This is a genomic window from Pelosinus baikalensis, assembly GCF_020819555.1.
GTDB lineage: Bacteria > Bacillota > Negativicutes > DSM-13327 > DSM-13327 > Pelosinus > Pelosinus baikalensis.
The window spans coordinates 50,614-69,114 of sequence record NZ_JAJHJB010000004.1; the positions used below are offsets into that span (position 1 = coordinate 50,614).

Sequence of the window (18,501 nt, forward strand, 5' to 3'; positions counted from 1 at the left end):
ATGAGTGTAGAGACAAGTAAAGTTAGTTTTGGTAAAGCGGGCCTATTTAATAAAAAGATATATAACGAATTGGGTTCTTTTACAGGATTATTAATCATAGGTTTTGTTTTTTCCATCACTACTGATAATTTTTTTACCGTGAATAATCTTCTAACTGTAGCATTACAAACTGCATATATTTGTCTCTTAGCAATTGCTGAGACATATGTAATTATAACATCTGGGATAGATCTTTCCGTTGGCTCCATATTGGCCGTGTCTGGAGTGGTATGCGGCAAGTTATTATTAGCTGGTTTTGGTATACCCCTTAGTATGTTAGCTGCTATTTTAGTTGGTGGTTTGTGTGGTGCTATTAATGGATTAGCTATATCCAGGATGGGAATAGCACCCTTTATTGCTACTTTAGGAATGATGAGTATTGGCAGAGGTGTGGCTAATGTAATTACAGATTCTTTGCCTGTGTCTGGGTTACCTGAGGACTTTTTTTTTATCGGTGGCGGAACAGTATTGGGAATTATACCAGTTCCTGTAATCATTATGTTGTTGGTAGCAATGTTGTTTGCTTTCATTCTAAATAGAACAGCGTTTGGAAAATATGTTTTTGCCCTAGGGAGTAATGAAGATGCTGCTAGACTGTCAGGTGTTAATATTGGTATGACGACAATCGGGGTTTATGCAGTTTCAGGATTACTAAGTGGTTTGGTTGGTGTAATGCTTGCTGCAAGATTAGTATCAGCACAGGCACAAGCTGGTTTGGGGTATGAACTCGATGCTATTGCAGCTTCTATCATCGGTGGTGTAAGCCCCATGGGTGGATCGGGAACCATTCTTGGAACTATTATTGGTGCCTTTATTATGGGAGTATTACGAAATGGTCTTAATCTTTTAAATGTAAATGCCTTTTGGCAGCAGATAGCAATTGGTGTGGTAATCATTGTAGCAGTGTATATTGATAAGTTGAGAAGAAAATGATATGGAACAAAAAATATTATGATAAACGTTGCGATATATTCTATTCATGATTCTTATGAAGCTATCTATTTTAGATAGAATTAAAATTTGTTTCTTTCATATGGGAGGAGGAGATGTTTAACGGTATATAGTATGGTGTTTGTTTTACATTCTTTTAAACAAAATTTAAGAGGAGGAGTTTAGTTTGAAAAAAGTATTAAGTCTTGTGTTAGCCATATTTATGGTGTCAGTATTGTTAGTTGGCTGCGGAAAGTCTGATACTGCCAAAACAGCTGATTCAAAAAACGCAGATGCGGGTACAAAAAAGAGAATTGCAATTATCGTGAAGGGGACAGAAAATGTCTTTTATCAATCGGTGAAAGCTGGTGCAGATGTTGCAGCTAAAGAAACTGGTGTTGAATATTACTTTACAGGTAGTTCCGCTGGCGAAACAGATATTAATGGACAAGTCAGTCTTGTAGAAAATGCGATAAGTCAAAAAGTATCTGGTATTATAATTGCTGCATCTGATGCGAAAGCACTTGTACCGATTACAGAAAAAGCAATTGCTGCTGGTATTCCTGTTGTAGTTATTGACTCTGGTCTGCAAACTGATAAATATACTAGTTTTCTTACCACTGACAACGTAGCTGCGGCTAGTGCAGCAGGTGAATCATTGGCTAAAATGCTTAATGGAAAAGGGAAAGTTGCAATAGTAAACTTTGTGGCAGGTGCTCAAGGCGCTATTGAACGTGAAAAAGGCTTTAAAGATGCGATGGCTAAATATCCTGACATACAAGTATTGCAAACTCAATACTATAACAACGATAAACAAAAAGCCCTTTCATTAACACAAGATATTCTTACTGCCAACCCAGATTTAGATGCTATCTTTGCCTGCAATGAACCAGGAACTGTAGGTGTAGGCAGAGCGTTAAAAGAAAAGAATAATAAAAAAGTTATTGAAATTGGGTTTGATTCCTCTGACGATATTATTCCATTAATTAAAGAAGGTTATCTTAAAGGAACCATTGTGCAAATGCCTTATAATATGGGGTACTTGGGAGTAAAGGCAATGGTTGATAAATTAAATGGTAAAGAAGTTGTGAAAAACCAAGATACTGGATTTACATTGGTCACTACAGAGAATATGGAAAGCCCAGAGAGCCAGAAAGCGTTGTATCCATTGGGAAAAAAATAACTGATTGTTTTTTGTGTAATAAGTTAGTATGTATAGCATGCTAACTTATTACATGAGCATGAGAATGAAAAAGATGCAAAAAAATTTAGTGATAGAAAGTTGATATTTTTTAATTAAGGGGGAGTGTTAATTATGCTAAAAGGAGTTCCCGCAGTACTTTCACCTCAATTGATGATGGTATTAATGGAGATGGGACACGGTGATGAGATTGTAATAGCAGATGGTAACTTTCCTGCAGCTGCATGTGCTTCTAAGTATATAATCCGATGTGATGGGAATAAAGTACCAGAAGTGCTAGAAGCTATTTTAAAGTTTTTTCCTCTGGATAAGTATGTAAAAGCACCTGTTGCGGTTACTGAAGTAGTTCCAGGTGATCCTGTAAAACCAATTATTTGGGAAGAATACAAAAAGATAATTAAAGAGTATGAAGGCGATGTTAAAATAGAAGAAGTAGAACGATTTTCCTTTTATGAACGAGCTAAAAAAGCTTATGCAATTGTTGCAACAAGTGAGGAAGCATTATATGCGAATATTATATTGAAAAAAGGTGTTGTAAAATAACTGGGAATCCTTATTTTTTCTGGTGGTTTTCCGTGTCTCAAAATAATTATGGCACGGTTTAAACCATCAATGCAGTTATTGATGGCTTAAACCGGGGTATGATTATTTCGTTTTTCAGTTAATGTATGGCTTTAATGTAGTTGTTGTGATTTTAACAATTAATTGCAAATCCTGTTTGGAAAAGTTAGAATGCAGTAATTGAAACGTTTCTAAAATGTATGCGAAATAAATTACTAAGGTTTTAAATGAAAAATAGTATATGAATTGTATTTAGTGAGAGGAATGTAGTGATGTCAACTATAAAGGATGTAGCAAAATTATCTCAGACTTCTGTTGGTACTGTTTCCCGATACTTAAATGGATATCCAATTAAAACTGTTAACAAGGAAAAAATCGAGGATGCCATTAAATGTTTAGATTTCAGTATTAATCCCATTGCCAGAGGGTTAAAAACCAATAAAACCTATACGGTTGGAATACTGATTCCCAAACTTGCTAATCTTTTTAGTACAAGTGTGATTGAGGGGATGGATCAAGTATTTGATCCACTTGGTTATAGCATATTAGTTTGTGATTCTAAAAATAGTTTAGAAAAAGAGAAGGAAAAATTAAGATTATTTAAGGACAAACTTGTTGATGGAATCATTTTAATGCCAGTAAATAATACGGAACAACATATACGAGAAATTCAGGAAAATGGGGTGCCTATTGTATTAATAGATAGGCTTGTTAATAATTTGCAATGTGATGGTGTAGTTTCAGATAATGTGAATGGTGTATATCAAGCCGTTGAAGCTATCATTAATCGTGGGCATCGGAGAATTGCTATTATCGCCGGGCCACAAAATATCTATCCTGCGAAGGAACGACTTGAAGGATATTTGAGGGCTATGAAAGATTACAATATAGAAGTAGATCATAATCTTATCTATCAGAATGAATTGACGAGGGAAGGCGGATATCAAGGCATAGCAAGTTTTTGTGCGATGGATGAACCACCTACAGCTATTTTTACTTCTAATGATGAAACTACAATTGGTGCTTATAAATCAATCATCGAACGTGGCTTACTTATAGGAGAGGATATTTCTTTATTTGGATATGATCAAACCGAGTTATGCCAAATGGTTCGACCGCAAATTTCGGTTGTAATTCAGCCATTAGAAACTATTGGTAAAAGATCTGCGGAAATCTTGATTAGTAGAATGAAAGGTGATTATACAGGATTTCCAATTATTAATCGATTAAAAACGGAAATTGTTGTTACGAATTCAGTTAAAACAATATATTAATTACTGATATACTTATTTTATCATGAAAGGATAGATGGATAATGTTTCATGTTGCGGCATTGGGAGAATTATTGATTGATTTTACTCCAGTTGGTTTATCAAATGCTAAAAATCCAATTTTTGAGCAAAATCCAGGAGGGGCTCCAGCTAATGTTTTAGCATTGGTCTCCAAATTGGGAAAAAAAACAGCTTTTTTAGGTATGGTGGGTCAGGATCAATTTGGTTTATTTCTCAAAGAGGTGCTTGAAAAAAATAATATTAATGTGTCTGGATTAAAAATTTCTGAGAAGTTTCAGACAACCTTAGCCTTTGTCCATCTTGACAAGTCTGGAGATAGGACATTTAGCTTTTATCGTAATCTAGGTGCGGATATGATGCTAAATGCTTCTGATGTGAACTATGAAGTCATTAAAGAAGCAAAGATATTTCATTTTGGATCAGTGTCTATGACTGAGGAACCAGTCAGAGCGGCAAGTATTAAAGCAGCTATGTTTGCAACAGAAAATGGATCGATAATATCCTTTGATCCAAATTATCGACCACTATTATGGTCCTCTGTAGAAGAAGCAAAAAAAATCATTGGAATTGGGGTGAAGTTAGCCGATATTCTTAAAGTATCGGAAGAAGAGCTAGAATTAATTACAGGAAAGATAGATGTGGCAGTTGGTGCTGACATGCTGTTTAGAGAAGGCGTTAAAGTAGTTCTCGTAACTTTAGGAAAGCGTGGATGTTACTATAAATATACTGGCGGCGAAGGATATGTTGATGGATATGCGGTTAATGCAATTGATACTACTGGAGCTGGTGATGCCTTTCTAGGAGCATTTTTATACCAGATTTGCGATATGAAAATGGATGAACTGTGTGGTCTTAATAAGAATGATTTTAAAAGAATAATTGATTTTTCTAATGCAGCGGGGGCACTTGCTACCACTAGGACGGGAGCGATACCAGCATTACCTAGCATCGATGAAATTCATAATATTCGTCTTACACGATAATCACAGCTTATCATTTAGGTATGGATTGTATTCTGTTTAAGAGCACGACAAAAAAATTAAAGATTACTATTATTTCGATCCAAATTTTCCAAGCAGGGATAGTATTTGAAGAAAAAAATATGGTCACTTGACATTCAAGATATGTCTTGGGTTGAACATACTAAAGATGAAATCAATTTTATCATTGATATTATGGATTTATCAGGAACAGAAAGAATCTTGGATTTAGCATGTGGTTTCGGTAGACACGCAATAGAACTTTCAAGAAGAGGTTTTTCAGTAGTTGGTGTTGATATTACACTTGATTATATAAAAGAGGCTATGAGAATTTCTTCTCTTGAAAAATTAAATACAGAATTTATCTGCGCTGATTTAAGGAATGTTTCTTTAAATTAGAAGAGGCTCTAAGGCAGATAACTCGTGGACTCATCGTTTGAAAGCATCTTGCTTTTTTCAATGGCATGTAATGGAATAAGAAATGATATGTCATGGAACAAGAGAATAGAGCCTTACAGGGCTTGGTTTTACTGGCTTTTCAAAACTTGTAAACAGTGTTTTAAGTGACCTTGGTGGCATGTCCATTAAAGTAACATTTTTGTTTACACTAATCTGATCAAAATAGCGTAAATCCTGTTAGTTGAATGTAAACTAGCAGGATTTTTTTGATAATAACAGAAGCTTTTATACAGAGATTATACTGAATTGTTATTTTCCAAGGAGATTACTGTTAATAATACAATTGTTTACTAATAATTTAAGAAATACATTTATTTCTGTCACTTTTTTAGCATTAGTGATAATAGCTTTGTTAGTGCAGTGTGTTTGTCTGGATGCGAAGGACTTTTGAGGTCCAGGTATCTCCAGATGGAAGTAAAAGGTTTAGTAATGGTGAACTTAGATACATGGAAAGGATTCCTGTGTTAAAGGTTTCCGAAAACTATTATGATATGGAAATTCAATACGGAGTGCTTATGCGGGAAATTAACAAAGTGAAAAATGTATGAAGAATTGGATCAAACTCTTAGATTGAGCATGATTTTATAAAATTCTTCAGAAATTAGCGATTAGCTGTTAGTTACATAATTATATGTGAGGCGGAACAATGAGCTTTTCAGATAGCAACTTGACTACTGATGAAAAGACCGAAATTACGATTACCCGATTAATATATTTAATCTTATTAATAGGAATAGTTTTAATTGTTATAAAAAATTCGGAAAAATGTTGGCTGCTTTTCTTTATTTCCAGCCTACTGGTGACATCCGTAACGATTCGCAGAGCCATAATATATGACTCATCTCGATATTTGTATGTTGGCAAAATCAATATCATCCTTGATCTAATAATGGTATTTACCATAAATTATTTTGACCAAAGTTCTTTTTCTTCTATTTTTTACCTTGTACTTATTATCGATGCTTCATTATCTTATTCAACCGCTTTTACTGGTGGAGTCACGCTAGTCGGGTATATTATACACGGATTTGAAAGATACCTTCACTTTCAACAACCTAATTTTAGCTTTTTAGTTTCACTACTCTTGGTCGATTTAGTGATTTTTTTAGGCAGTTTTATTATGATGACTTTTATTCGTTACCAAATTCAACAGAAAGAGCATTTGCGCCAAGTGATGATTCAATTGAAAATTAAAACCAAAGAACTGGAAAAGACTTACCAAAAACTAAAAGAAACCTCCATGGAGTTGGAAGATATTACTGTTTTGCGGGAACGAAACCGAATTGCTCGAGAAATTCATGATACAGTCGGTCACACATTGACCACTGTTTTACTGGGACTGGAAGCTGGAGAACGTTTAATTGTGATTGATCCCGCCTCGGCGGCATCCAAAGTTAAACTGGCCAAAAGTCAAATTCGCAAAGGACTGAATGATATTCGTACCTCTGTTGAAACGCTTAACTCCGGAAACGAAATGCTGGATTTTATTTCTACGATTAAATTGTTGATTCACGAAACAATGTTATATGGCGATGTTAATATACGCTATCAAATTGACGAATTGCCTCAGCTTACCTCAGAAGAGGAAAAAGCACTCTACCGTGCCCTCCAAGAAGGCATTACCAATGGAATTCGTCATGGAAAAAGTAACGCTTTTGTGTTCAACCTAAAGCTCACAAACAAATGGATTGAGTTCCTTCTTCAGGATAATGGCGTCGGTGCTAAACAGCTCATTCCTGGTTTTGGTTTGACAATCATGGAAGAACGGATTAAAGGGGTGGGAGGAATTTTTAGAATTTATTGCAAACCAGGGGAAGGTTGTCTAATTCGTATTTCAATTCCACTTAAGGAGGACTACAATTATGCTGGTTAACATTATGATCGTGGATGACCAACTGTTATTCAGAGAAGGATTAAAAACAGTTCTGGATTTGGAGAAAAGCATTAATGTCATCTCCGCAGTGGCAAGCGGCAAAGAAGCGCTTTCGCTTCTTAATTCAAGTACTCTTCCCGATTTGGTATTGCTCGATATCAGAATGCATGAAATGAATGGTGTGGAGACCGTTAAACACATTAAGCAAACTTATCCCGAAATCAAAGTTCTTATGTTGACAACTTTTAATGACGAAGAATATATAATGGAAGCTTTGGCTAACGGGGCTAACGGATATGTACTTAAGGATATCGAAATAGAAAAATTAGTGGAAGCCATTCATGATGCTATCGGCGAAAAAATGATTTTGCCGCCGGTTGTCGCCACCGAGCTTGCCAAGGGGTTACATAAAATTGCCCCTAAAAAACCAAGTTCAGCGTTAGATAAGCTGTCTGAGAGGGAAAAAGAAATTGCCACTATGCTAACCCAGGGCTTTTCGAATAAACAAATTGCGATGGCACTTTTCATCTCTGATGGTACGGTTCGTAACTATATCAGTACCATTTACAGTAAGATGGGCGTTAATGATCGGACTAATGCTGTATTATTATTAAATCAAGACCTGTAAACTAGGATTATGACATTATTAGCAAACATCATATATAGGAGGAAACAAATGTTAGAGGCTCGAGAATTAAGTCTTATTTATGGCAATGAACGAAATGAAGAGTATTACGCACTTCGCGATATCAACTTTCTGGCAGACCGCGGCGAAATGATAGGAATGATCGGCCCGTCCGGGAGTGGGAAAAGTTCACTATTATATATCCTGTCCGGATTAAAAAAGCCCACTGCTGGTACGGTGTATTATCAAGATCATTCAATAGAAGTCATGTCTTTTAACGATTCGGCGGCAATCCGCAGAAAAGAATATGGATTTATCTTCCAAAGACATTTTCTCATTGATTATTTAACAGTGCTTGATAATGTTTTAGTCGTGGTTAACCAAAGCCAAAAAGCTTGGCGAAATACCGCTATAAACCTCCTTGAAATTTTGGGAATTGCCGATTTTGCAGATCAAAAACCTCACAAAATGTCAGTTGGGCAACGTCAAAAAGTTGCCATTGCCCGTGCTTTGGTAAATAAACCTAAAATCATCTTTGCCGACGAGCCTACCGCTTCCCTTGATCACAGTAATGCTCGACTGGTGATGGATATTTTGGCGAGTTTAAAAGGTCAGACCACTATCTTGGTGACCACACATGATTATTCGATCTTAGAGCAGGCCGACAGGGTGATTCATATGTGGGATGGTCGTATTATTAAAACTACTCTCCCATCAAGTCTTTTTGACCCAACAAAAAAGTAATCCCATCATGAAAAGGAGTTAAAATGACCAAGCCACTTTCCGTTTGGAAGTATTACCGAAATAATCAAAAAAAAGTTATAGTAGTTTTGTTGGTAACTTTTCTCAGTGCTTTCTTACAATCCGCCCTATTGGTCTTTGCAACGACCATGATTAATTTTTATCAAGCGACAACGCTCGAACCTGTGGCGACCATGATCATAATTGGTAGTTCAAATCAATCCCAGGAAAACCGAGACCGTTTAAGACGATCGCTTGACCAAAACCAAGCGATCTCTGAAGTCATACCATTTTCAACCAAAGTCACCTCGGTGTATGGTAGCGACGTTGCCTATATTTTTTTGTTACAATCAAAAGATATTAAAACCGTGATGGACTATTTAAACCTTACCTTAATCAACGGGCAACTTCCAACCCCGGGTTCCAGTGATGTCGTCTTGCACTGGAAACTCGCCGCAAATAAGGGGTTGAAAATCGGCGACCATTTTGGCCGTAAAATCTCCCAATCCGAATTGCTTATGGGAGAATATCGATTAGTAGGCCTTTTGGATGGAAAATCAGTCATCGGATTTTCTGACTTGGAGTGCACCGAACAGCATTTTACTGAAGACGATTTCGCAAACTTGGTTATTATTCCTAAAAAAGAGCAAATTGCCCAAGCTAAAAACTACTTAGCAGACCTTGTCCAACAGGATGACAAGTTATATACTACAATTGCAGAAGAAGTTTCTTATAATAATGTAAATAACAGTATCATCATGTTTTTAAACATTATTTATTTAGTGATTACAGTTATTGTAACCATTTGTGTCAGTTTCCTGTTTTATATCTATTTTTACCAAAGACGTCCTGAGTTCGGCCTGCTGGAAGCGTTAGGGCATACCAGGCAAACTATTATCGGCAAAGCGTTTTTAGAAATTGCCGGAATTAATTTGTTAGGATTCATCGGTGGGGTAGGAGTTGCTACAGTATGTGAATGGGCTTTAAGCAGCTTTATTTTGATGGAGCGCGGCTTGCCATTAGTGCTATGGGATCAAAGTTATATTTTCAAACTATTATCCACGCCCTTATTTGTCACTTTTAGCAGTTTACTACCGGTCTGGCGCATGCTAAAAAAAGTCGATGCTATTTCAATCATTGAGGGAGAAGTATAATAAGGATTAGGCCTGATGTTTTATTGCGGCTCCAAAAACTATGACTGTTTTGTCATATGATTAATGTCATTTTATTTATTACTCAAAACATGACTTGAGTGAATAGTAAAATGGCATTTTTCTATTTATAATTTGATTGAGGAGATGATGTTATAGCGCCAAGTCCCCGTTTGCATTTTTTAGTTGTTTTGTAGGTGACGAATCGACCACTATTAATTGTAGAGTAGGAAATACAATAATGAATGAGCAAGGTGTAGATAACGAAAAAACCTTTTGCCAAACGAACCAAGGTTGGGAGATACCCAAAATACAAACATAGCCCTTTGAAAGGATAGGTTCTGACTATATGAATACATCAGAAGTCTTTATAAATGAGTCAAAAGTGCAAGCTTTTATTCGCTTATTGAGACCCAAACAGTGGACAAAAAATTTGCTAATCTTTGCCGCATTGCTGTTTTCTATTAATCAAATCAATATTGTAAACGTATATTATGCGAGTTTGGGATTTGTTCTATTTTGTAGCGTTTCTAGTTGTGTCTATATTTTTAACGATTATATTGACCGTGAGCAAGATAGCCATCATCCGGAAAAAAGGCACCGGCCACTGGCATCTGGAGCACTTGACCCTGCATTTGCTATTGTAGCGGGTGCTGTACTGCTATTTTTATCTTTAGCTATTGCTTTAGCATTAAATCCTATGTTTTTTTTAATCCTAACAGTATATTTTGGTTTAAATGTCAGTTATTCGGTAAGGTTAAAATATATTGTCATCGTTGATATTATGACAATTGCTGTTGGCTTTGTATTACGAGCCGTTGCAGGCGGTGTTATAATTGATGTTACTTTAACACCATGGTTCTTAATTTGCACTCTATTATTGGCTCTTTTCTTAGCTATTGGCAAAAGACGTCATGAAGTTGATCTTATGCAGCAAAATCGAAGTTCTTCTCGTAAGGTGCTTGAATATTATTCTCTTGAATTTCTGGATCAGCTCAGCGGTATTGTTACTACTTCTGTTGTCATGAGTTATGCCTTGTATACTTTCACTTCTGGGCGGACACTGTATATGATGATTACAATTCCGTTGGTACTCTACGGTATTTTTCGTTATCTTTATCTTATCCATGTAGAAAAAAAAGGTGGTAGTCCTGAAAAAGTGTTACTTGAAGATAAGCCTATTTTCAATACAGTTGTTATATATGTTATATCTGTAGCTGTCATTCTCTACTGTTTTTAATAGCGTTTATTACTTGTGAAAATAACAGGTAAGGTTAGGTGTATCGGTGGTTTATTGGATTATCTATAAGAAATAACAGTTGGACCCTATAGTACTAGCCTTCTAATGGAGCGCCTTCAGCGATGACTCACTTCTTTGATGTATTTGCAGCTTTCGTAATGGTAAAATAACCATCAGTTTTGATTTTTGTAAAATATGATTCTAGTTGATATGATTTACTTTTATAAGTTTGCAAAGATTTAGTTTAAAGAGACTTATCAAAGAACAAGGCGGTCTGGTATGTGTACCACATCCCTTTGAACGTTTACGTAAATCGGCAATTGAAAATGAAGCATTAATATCTATTATAAACGATGTCGACGCCATTGAAGTTTTCAATAGTTGCAATATTTTTGATGCAGACGACAAAGCGGCAATGTTTTTTGCTAAAAAGTACGGAAATGCAGTATTAGTAGGAAGCGATTGTCATTCTCCATATGAAGTTGATATAAAACAAGGCACGCTCAGATGCCAGCGTAGCGCGATGGTTGTCCATATAATAATCAAGTGGAATAAAGTTGCTTGTAAGTTTGGCTTATAGCAATGATAATATAAAGAAAAAATCGGTCTTGCTATGCTTAAAAATAAGGAAGAGTTATATCATCATCTTTAAAGGTCAAGCCCCTATTGAACTAAAATTTGCTGTTAATGTTGGGTACAAATAGTAGGAGACATAATACAAACCATCGGGTTCGATAGCATGGGGATATGGACTGGCGATTAGACCGTTTTTCCTTTCATTTTAGACGGCTATTGTACAATGATTCTTCATGACCGCAAAAAGGCAATACGGTTCTACCTTGTAATAGAAATATGTTTTATATCACAAATAATGTACACTTTGGGGGAAGATTAAAAATTGGATAGTAAAATACTTTTATGGATAGCAACAGGCATTACATTTCTCGCAAAATCGCTTATGGCCTTTTCAATTCCGCTCACTGGTGATGAGGCTTACTTTTATACATGGGGAACTTTTGTGGACATTGGTTTCTATGATCATCCGCCAATGGTCGGCTGGCTTCTCGCTATAATTTTAAATTTTAGCTCCAGCGAGTATGCACTACGCCTCCCGTCGCTTATTTTTCCTTATATTATTGGTGCCATTATTTATGGCTTGGTACAGAACCTAGATAAAAACCTTGCCAGGTGGACTGTAATTTTATTCTTTGTATCACCGATCAATATGATGAACGTTTTAGTTACAAGCGACACCCCGCTCATTTTATTTGTCTCGCTTTCGGCTGCATGTTTCTATCGGGGTCTTCATAACAACAAGTTACTTTACCTAATCTTAGCAGGTGTCTTTCTAGGCGGAGCTTTTTTATCTAAATATTTCTCAGTATTGCTGGTTATTGCTTATGGCATATATGTATTGATTTATCAACGTAATCGACGGGGCCTTACCGCACTCGCTATAGTAATTATTTGCGCCACCCCATTTGGATTTCTGAATTTATATTATAATTATACCCATGGATGGTCTAACATTATGTTTAATGTATATAATCGAAATCAAGGTATTGGTACCTTTAAGCCAGAATATTTTCTATTCTATTTGGGAAAATTAATGTTTTTGATAACGCCTTTTGTTATCTACTTTTTGCTCCGTCCCGCTAAAATGGTGATGCAATTTATTGGTTACGAACATCTTAGACAATACTATTCTGTTCTATTTTATGTGCCGCTGGCTATATTTACGCTGTTATCTTTCACAAAGTCCATTGGTCTCCATTGGATTCTATCTTTCGTGCCATTTTTGTTTATTCTAACCTTTTTCCGTTTTGACGAAGAAACTTTTCGGAAGACAACGCTGTTTGTAGCTATTTTTACTTTTAGTTTCAGTATCTTAATAGCTTATATTTCTATTTCGCCGCCTGAAAAACTAACACAGAATAGGGTGTATCAACAAAATTTAATTTATTTTAAACCACAAGTAGTAACTGATATCCTTAAACCTTATGTTAAAGATTATATTCTTACCACAGAAAGTTATTCAAAATCGGCAGTGCTGTCTTACTATACCGACAACTATGTAAGTGTCTTTGGGCAAGGCACATATCATGCCCGCCAGGATGATATGTATACTAATTTTCGACATTTTGATAAAAAGAATATAATAATAGTTCGTACCACACCAGCCGATAAGGATAAATACATTCCTTACTTCCAAGAGGTTGATATTCAAGAAGTAAAGGTGGATAATTCACTACTTTATTTGGTACAAGGTAAAGATTTCAAGTATGATAGTTACCGTGAGTTGGTTCTACTGCCGATTAAAAATAACTTTTATAAGATTCCAGCTTGGTTACCGATGAAAGGTAATTATTTTTCAGATAAGTATTTTGATGGAGAGTAATGTTACCAGCACAGTGTGTGTTATGCGATCACTCCAATTTATGGACCATATCGGGATAAACGACAGATAAAATTATCTTGACAGCGGTTTTGTCTAAGATATAAGATTGTCATAACAATAAATGTCGTGACAATCTTATGGAGGAAAATATGCATTTCAAATTGGATGATTCACTCGGCTTTTGGATAAATGTCGTTGCTGGGAAAATGAAAAATGAACTAAATCGTAGTATTAGCATGTACAATATCACGGCTGAACAGTGGGCCGTTTTAAGTAGGTTGTGGGAAGAACAAGGGGTAACACAAAAAGATTTAGCGGAAAGAACAGGCAAAGATCAACCCAATACTGGACGAATTTTGGATAAGTTAGAAAGGAAAGGATTAGTTAATAGAATTCCTGACACACAGGATCGGAGAATAGTTTTAGTATTCCTTACTGACACGGGGTGTGAACTGAAAGAGAAACTCATCCCGATTGTTACTGATGTTCTAATCCGTGCCCAAAGAGGTATAGATGACAAAGACATTACATATTTAAAGCAAATTCTTGAAAAGCTTTCTCGAAACATCTGATTTTTAAAATTAATACTTGTCTTGACAAGTAGTTAACAATCTTTAAATGTTAAACGGAACATTCCGTACTTTAACTCTTTTATGGAGGTATCTGTATGAAATCAAATGAAACAATTCGAGTTTATAATGGGGCTGTTGCGATTATTACTGGGGGTGCATCGGGAATTGGTGCCGCACTTGGCAGAGAATTGGCAAAACGGGGTTGTGAAGTGGTTCTTGCCGACCGGCAGATAGACTTGGCGGAGGAGATTGCTGAGACAATCCGTACTGCAGGGGGGAAAGCAAGCGCAGCAGAGCTTGATGTTACTAGTTTTGATGCTGTCGAAGCGATGATTTATAAAATCATCAAACGCACTGGCAGATTAGACTATATGTTTAATAATGCTGGGATTGGTACGTTTGGTCCAGCTTCGGTTTACAAAATCGAAGACTGGGATTCTGTTCTTGATGTCAATCTCCGAGGCGTAATACATGGAATTCAGGTAACTTATCAGATTATGCGGGAGCAGGGATTTGGCCATATCGTTAACACCGCCTCATTGGCTGGTTTGTTACCTTCGCCAGGGAGTATAAGCTACACAACCACTAAACATGCTATTGTCGGACTGTCAAAGACACTGCGGATTGAAGCCGCTCCGCTAGGGATTCGCGTAAGCGTTCTCTGTCCCGGGTTTATTCGTACCCCAATTCTCAAAGGGGGCGGAAAATATGGAAAAATGCTTATGGATATTTCGCCACAGCAACAGGAAAAGATGGAAAAAATGATAGAGAAGTTAAGTCCGATGCCACCGGAGTTTTTTGCTGTAAAAGCGGTGGATGCGATCGCCAAGAATAAGGCAATTATTGTTCTTCCGAGCTGGTGGAAACTCTTCTGGTGGTTGGAGCGGTTATTTCCGACATGGAGTTTGCATTTGGCGCAGAAAAGATATAAAACCCAAGTCGAAAACTTTAAGTAGGGACAACGACCATACCTCCTAAATTGGGCGAAAAGATATTTTAATAACTCACTCTCGCAGCAAGAAATAGGCAAACTATCTGCGATTTGGCATACCCTATCAATTTTACTAATTGATTGCTTTTCATAGTGTGCAAAATGATCGGGCAATGTCAATGAGCCAACAGCAAGTACCCCTGCCAGTAGCTGATGACCCCATACTGTTTTACATTCAAGATGAGAAAAGTGATAATCAGTTGATTCCATCGGATTAAAAGCCTGTGACGAAGGCTTTGTCTTTTTAGAAATCGTATCATCATAAATTGCAAAAATGGGTAATTCCGTCTGCTTGGCAATTTGCTGAACAACTTTTCATCTTATCTGTCACAAGGCAGTTGAAATGGGAGCTAGAAAGATATATATTTCTGCACACTCTTCTGAAGAGTCCCAAGCTTTCTACAAGGTAATTGGCTGTGTTGAAGCAGTGGAGATTAATAAGCAATTATTAGATGCAGAAGGGTGCGTCTATTTTACAGCAAAGGGAGCCTTAAAACGGGGATACAAAGTTTCCACCATTCAAGATGGCATTGTCTTATTAGCTGAAAAGAAATGGAACAGTCTTTTGAAAAAGTACAAAAAGAATGGCATTACTCTGTTATTGAGTAAAGAATTTGATGAGAAAATCTCCTAACAAGACATTTAACCAAAATAGGAAAGAGCTATTTGTCCGATGATGGACGAATAGCTCTTTTTGTTACAAGTATGGCTATCAGAAGCAAAATCTCTTATCGTTGTGGGGGATTAATCGGTTTTAGGAGTATGGTCAGCGAAGCATTTTGTACTTTACTGTTTTATGATTTTGGTATACATTTATTGGTAAAGAGAGTTGAAAGGGGACTATTGATATGATTGTTACTAGTACTGGTATTGTCAATGGCATTATCGATAAGAAATATGGAAAGTATGGAGAACAATTTTTTAAGGGGATGCCAACGTATTCCTTACCTTTAGAGATCAAAGAGTATCCTCAAAACACGAGAACTTTTGCGATTCTTATGGAAGATAAAGATGCAATACCTCCTACCGGATTTTCTTGGATACATTGGTCTGCTGCAAATGTAACAAGTGATTCATTAGGGGAGAATGCGAGTGTGAATACCAAAGAATTTGTTCAAGGTACGAATAATCCAGATAAAATAGAAACTTTCCAGTAGAAATTCATTAGCGAAAGAGGTAAGCTTGCCTCTTTCGTTAATAAAAAAAGGAGGGGGCAAGTATGCTTTGGTTTTTAATCATTGGAATTATAGCAGGATGGCTAGCCGGTAATATTACAAAAGGCAGAGGATTTGGTCTGGTTGGTGATTTGGTTATAGGGGTCGTAGGATCTTTCATCGGCGGCTTCTTGTTTAGCCTCTTGGGTCTAAGCGCTTATGGAACAATCGGTGAAATCATTACAGCAACAATCGGGGCGATTGTATTATTGTGGATTATGAGACTGGTTGGATAATGACTATTTAAATAAGAGAAAATCTACTTTTTGCAACCTTCCCGTAAACGGAGGCAGCGTATCTGTGTGGGGCTTCCAGAATTGGATATCGAATAAATTAAAAAGAAAAGACTTGGCGGCTAAGCCAAGTCTTAAGAGCGTATTATTTACTTAGGAGATAATATGGAATTAACGAATGGGAATAGTATTGACATTCTTAATAGCTTTATCTTTCTTAGGTAATGTAATGATCAGAACACCGTCCTTAAATTCAGCATCGATTTGGTCTTCCTGGACATTACCGATGTAGAATGAACGCTGAAATTCACCATAGCGGCGTTCTCTGCGCAGATAATTGTCTTGTTTGTTTTCCTCATTGTAATGACGTTTGGCAATGATAGTGAGATAGTTATTTGCGTATTGTAATGCAATATCTTCTTTTTTGATACCCGGTAAATCAGCTTCAATCAAATAAGAATCTTCTACTTCTTTGAGATCGACACGGAAGTCATTGCCGATTTTAGTTAGAGGAGCAAAAAAATCCTCTCTGAAGAAGTTATCAAATACTTGATTAAAGAAGTCCTCCCTTTTTTCTAATGGATGATTTTTACCAAAAGGAACTAGATTGAACATACTTTTTTCCTCCTTACAAAGATGTAATTTTTTTATTAACCACCAGTGAAGGCAGTTGTTCCTTGCCTTTGATTCTATTATAGTCAAAAGGTCAAATTTTTTCAACACAAGGAAGAATATGTAATCATGTAAAAATAAAAGAAAAAACAATTAAAGAAATGATAACTTCATATTGTAAAAATTTTTAAGGATATTTTCTTGTTTTTGACCTATCTTAAGCATTTTAATATAAAAAATATTGAAATAAAAGACTATTTTAGGATGACAGACTATATTTTTAAACTGATGGAATTGGCTAACCCTTGGCTGGAAGAGGATATTTCCTGCATGACTGCTGACTGCTTTTCTGTGGCAGAAGAAATGTTATGCGTTTGGGCAGCAGAAAGAACTTAGGTTTTATTTTAGCCTATGGTTATTTACTTTAGCAGTCCTACCGACTTCATGACATTTGAGATACTTTGGGCACTATGCTGGAGTTTTTTAATTTCTTCATCGGATAGGGCAACCTCAATGCGTCTTTCGATGCCTTCTTCTGTTATGATGCAGGGAAGACTCAAGGCAACATGATGTAAGCCATATTCTCCTTGCAGAGTGGTAGAGACGGGGAATATGCTGCGTTCATTAAATAGAACCGCTCTGGCAAGATGACAAGCAGCCATTGCGATGCCAGAATTGGTGCAGCCTTTAAGGTTAAGGACATCATAGGCGACAGAAATAACACTAGCAGCTGTCTTTTCTGTGTCTAGAGGCTCATTTGGCTGAAAATAGCTGTCTAACTGATTGTAGGGAACTCCAGCGATATTGACAAGGCTCCAAGCTGGGAATGCGGAATTACCATGTTCGCCAAGCATATAGCCATGAACATTTTTAGGATCTACCTTATACTTGTTTGCCATAATACTTCTAAAGCGCGCCGTCTCAAGGGTTGTTCCAGTACCGAAGATCTTATTCTTGGGATAACCGAAGAAGTTTTCTGCATAATAGACCATAATATCCAAGGGATTTGTGATCATGATGATGACAGCATCTTTGGTGTATTGGGTGATGGAGGTCATTACATCCTTCATTACTTCTACATTTCTACTGGCAAGAGTTAAGCGATCAGGGATTTCACCTGGCATGATACTAGGGCCGGCGGCGATGATAATCACACGTGCATCTTTGCATTCTTCAAAAGTCCCAGCATGAATGTTTACGTTTGTGCCAGTGGAAAACGGTATTGCATGAGTGGAATCCAAGGCTTCGCCTTGGGCTTTTTTGTTAATAACATCGATAACGGCAATCTCGGATACAAAATTAAAGGATAAAGCACAATTTAGTACTGCCGAACCTACATGACCTGTACCAACGATGACAAGCTTGTTTTTTGTTGCATTCATAGATAAT

The 18,501-nt window shown here is 36.6% G+C and carries 21 protein-coding genes; 19 read left to right on the forward strand and 2 right to left on the reverse strand.

Annotated features, from left to right (window positions below; all coding sequences use genetic code 11):
* The 18 genes from LMF89_RS04460 to LMF89_RS04545 all read left to right on the forward strand — a co-directional run bounded on the left by LMF89_RS04460 (position 1) and on the right by LMF89_RS04545 (position 16,503).
* The gene (locus LMF89_RS04460; protein WP_229534064.1) at positions 1–972 is read left to right on the forward strand and encodes an ABC transporter permease; all 972 of its coding nucleotides are present in this window, start codon (positions 1–3) and stop codon (positions 970–972) included.
* Positions 973–1,156: 184 nt separating this feature from the next.
* Positions 1,157–2,152: an ABC transporter substrate-binding protein gene (locus LMF89_RS04465; protein ID WP_229534065.1), complete on the forward strand. Its 996-nt coding sequence runs from the start codon at positions 1,157–1,159 to the stop codon at positions 2,150–2,152.
* 132 nt (positions 2,153–2,284) lie between these two features.
* Positions 2,285–2,713 carry an RbsD/FucU family protein gene (locus LMF89_RS04470; protein ID WP_229534066.1) on the forward strand — a complete coding sequence of 143 codons (429 nt, stop codon included), beginning with the start codon at positions 2,285–2,287 and terminating at the stop codon, positions 2,711–2,713.
* Positions 2,714–3,003: 290 nt separating this feature from the next.
* Positions 3,004–4,005 carry a LacI family DNA-binding transcriptional regulator gene (locus tag LMF89_RS04475; RefSeq protein ID WP_229534067.1) on the forward strand — a complete coding sequence of 334 codons (1,002 nt, stop codon included), beginning with the start codon at positions 3,004–3,006 and terminating at the stop codon, positions 4,003–4,005.
* Between the two features lie 41 nt (positions 4,006–4,046).
* Complete coding sequence (locus tag LMF89_RS04480; protein ID WP_229534068.1) at positions 4,047–5,006, forward strand: carbohydrate kinase family protein; 960 nt, start codon at positions 4,047–4,049, stop codon at positions 5,004–5,006.
* 105 nt (positions 5,007–5,111) lie between these two features.
* Entirely contained in the window at positions 5,112–5,402 is a 291-nt protein-coding gene (locus LMF89_RS04485; RefSeq protein WP_229534069.1) for a class I SAM-dependent methyltransferase, read from the forward strand.
* Between the two features lie 706 nt (positions 5,403–6,108).
* A complete protein-coding gene (locus tag LMF89_RS04490; protein ID WP_229534070.1) occupies positions 6,109–7,335 on the forward strand; it encodes a sensor histidine kinase in 1,227 nt (408 codons plus the stop codon).
* Positions 7,325–7,963, forward strand: coding sequence for a response regulator (locus tag LMF89_RS04495; RefSeq protein ID WP_229534071.1), 639 nt, complete (start codon positions 7,325–7,327; stop codon positions 7,961–7,963). Before LMF89_RS04490 ends, LMF89_RS04495 begins: the two co-directional genes overlap by 11 nt.
* 48 nt (positions 7,964–8,011) lie before the next feature.
* The gene (locus LMF89_RS04500; RefSeq protein WP_229534072.1) at positions 8,012–8,704 is read left to right on the forward strand and encodes an ABC transporter ATP-binding protein; all 693 of its coding nucleotides are present in this window, start codon (positions 8,012–8,014) and stop codon (positions 8,702–8,704) included.
* Between the two features lie 23 nt (positions 8,705–8,727).
* Positions 8,728–9,855, forward strand: coding sequence for an ABC transporter permease (locus tag LMF89_RS04505; RefSeq protein WP_229534073.1), 1,128 nt, complete (start codon positions 8,728–8,730; stop codon positions 9,853–9,855).
* A gap of 346 nt (positions 9,856–10,201) precedes the next feature.
* Positions 10,202–11,092 carry a decaprenyl-phosphate phosphoribosyltransferase gene (locus LMF89_RS04510; RefSeq protein ID WP_229534074.1) on the forward strand — a complete coding sequence of 297 codons (891 nt, stop codon included), beginning with the start codon at positions 10,202–10,204 and terminating at the stop codon, positions 11,090–11,092.
* A 229-nt stretch (positions 11,093–11,321) separates the two neighbouring features.
* Positions 11,322–11,672 carry a PHP domain-containing protein gene (locus LMF89_RS04515; protein WP_229534075.1) on the forward strand — a complete coding sequence of 117 codons (351 nt, stop codon included), beginning with the start codon at positions 11,322–11,324 and terminating at the stop codon, positions 11,670–11,672.
* 318 nt (positions 11,673–11,990) lie between these two features.
* Positions 11,991–13,490, forward strand: a complete 1,500-nt coding sequence (locus LMF89_RS04520) for an ArnT family glycosyltransferase (protein WP_229534076.1) — start codon at positions 11,991–11,993, stop codon at positions 13,488–13,490.
* Between the two features lie 149 nt (positions 13,491–13,639).
* Positions 13,640–14,062 (forward strand): MarR family winged helix-turn-helix transcriptional regulator, encoded by a 423-nt coding sequence (locus tag LMF89_RS04525; protein WP_229534077.1) that lies wholly within the window; start codon positions 13,640–13,642, stop codon positions 14,060–14,062.
* A 95-nt stretch (positions 14,063–14,157) separates the two neighbouring features.
* A complete protein-coding gene (locus tag LMF89_RS04530; RefSeq protein WP_229534078.1) occupies positions 14,158–15,018 on the forward strand; it encodes an SDR family NAD(P)-dependent oxidoreductase in 861 nt (286 codons plus the stop codon).
* A gap of 378 nt (positions 15,019–15,396) precedes the next feature.
* Positions 15,397–15,687: a cysteine hydrolase family protein gene (locus tag LMF89_RS04535; RefSeq protein WP_229534079.1), complete on the forward strand. Its 291-nt coding sequence runs from the start codon at positions 15,397–15,399 to the stop codon at positions 15,685–15,687.
* A 214-nt stretch (positions 15,688–15,901) separates the two neighbouring features.
* Entirely contained in the window at positions 15,902–16,210 is a 309-nt protein-coding gene (locus LMF89_RS04540) for a YbhB/YbcL family Raf kinase inhibitor-like protein (RefSeq protein WP_229534080.1), read from the forward strand.
* A 62-nt stretch (positions 16,211–16,272) separates the two neighbouring features.
* A complete protein-coding gene (locus tag LMF89_RS04545) occupies positions 16,273–16,503 on the forward strand; it encodes a GlsB/YeaQ/YmgE family stress response membrane protein (RefSeq protein WP_007960928.1) in 231 nt (76 codons plus the stop codon).
* Between the two features lie 168 nt (positions 16,504–16,671).
* Here LMF89_RS04545 and hsp18 read toward each other — a convergent pair whose 3' ends face one another.
* Positions 16,672–17,115: a heat shock protein Hsp18 gene (gene hsp18, locus LMF89_RS04550; RefSeq protein ID WP_229534081.1), complete on the reverse strand. Its 444-nt coding sequence runs from the start codon at positions 17,113–17,115 to the stop codon at positions 16,672–16,674.
* A 261-nt stretch (positions 17,116–17,376) separates the two neighbouring features.
* Between hsp18 and LMF89_RS25670 the strand changes: the two genes are divergently transcribed.
* The gene (locus LMF89_RS25670) at positions 17,377–17,508 is read left to right on the forward strand and encodes a hypothetical protein (protein ID WP_255710956.1); all 132 of its coding nucleotides are present in this window, start codon (positions 17,377–17,379) and stop codon (positions 17,506–17,508) included.
* A gap of 23 nt (positions 17,509–17,531) precedes the next feature.
* Here LMF89_RS25670 and LMF89_RS04555 read toward each other — a convergent pair whose 3' ends face one another.
* A complete protein-coding gene (locus LMF89_RS04555) occupies positions 17,532–18,494 on the reverse strand; it encodes an L-lactate dehydrogenase (protein WP_229534082.1) in 963 nt (320 codons plus the stop codon).
* Between the last annotated feature and the right edge of the window lie 7 nt (positions 18,495–18,501).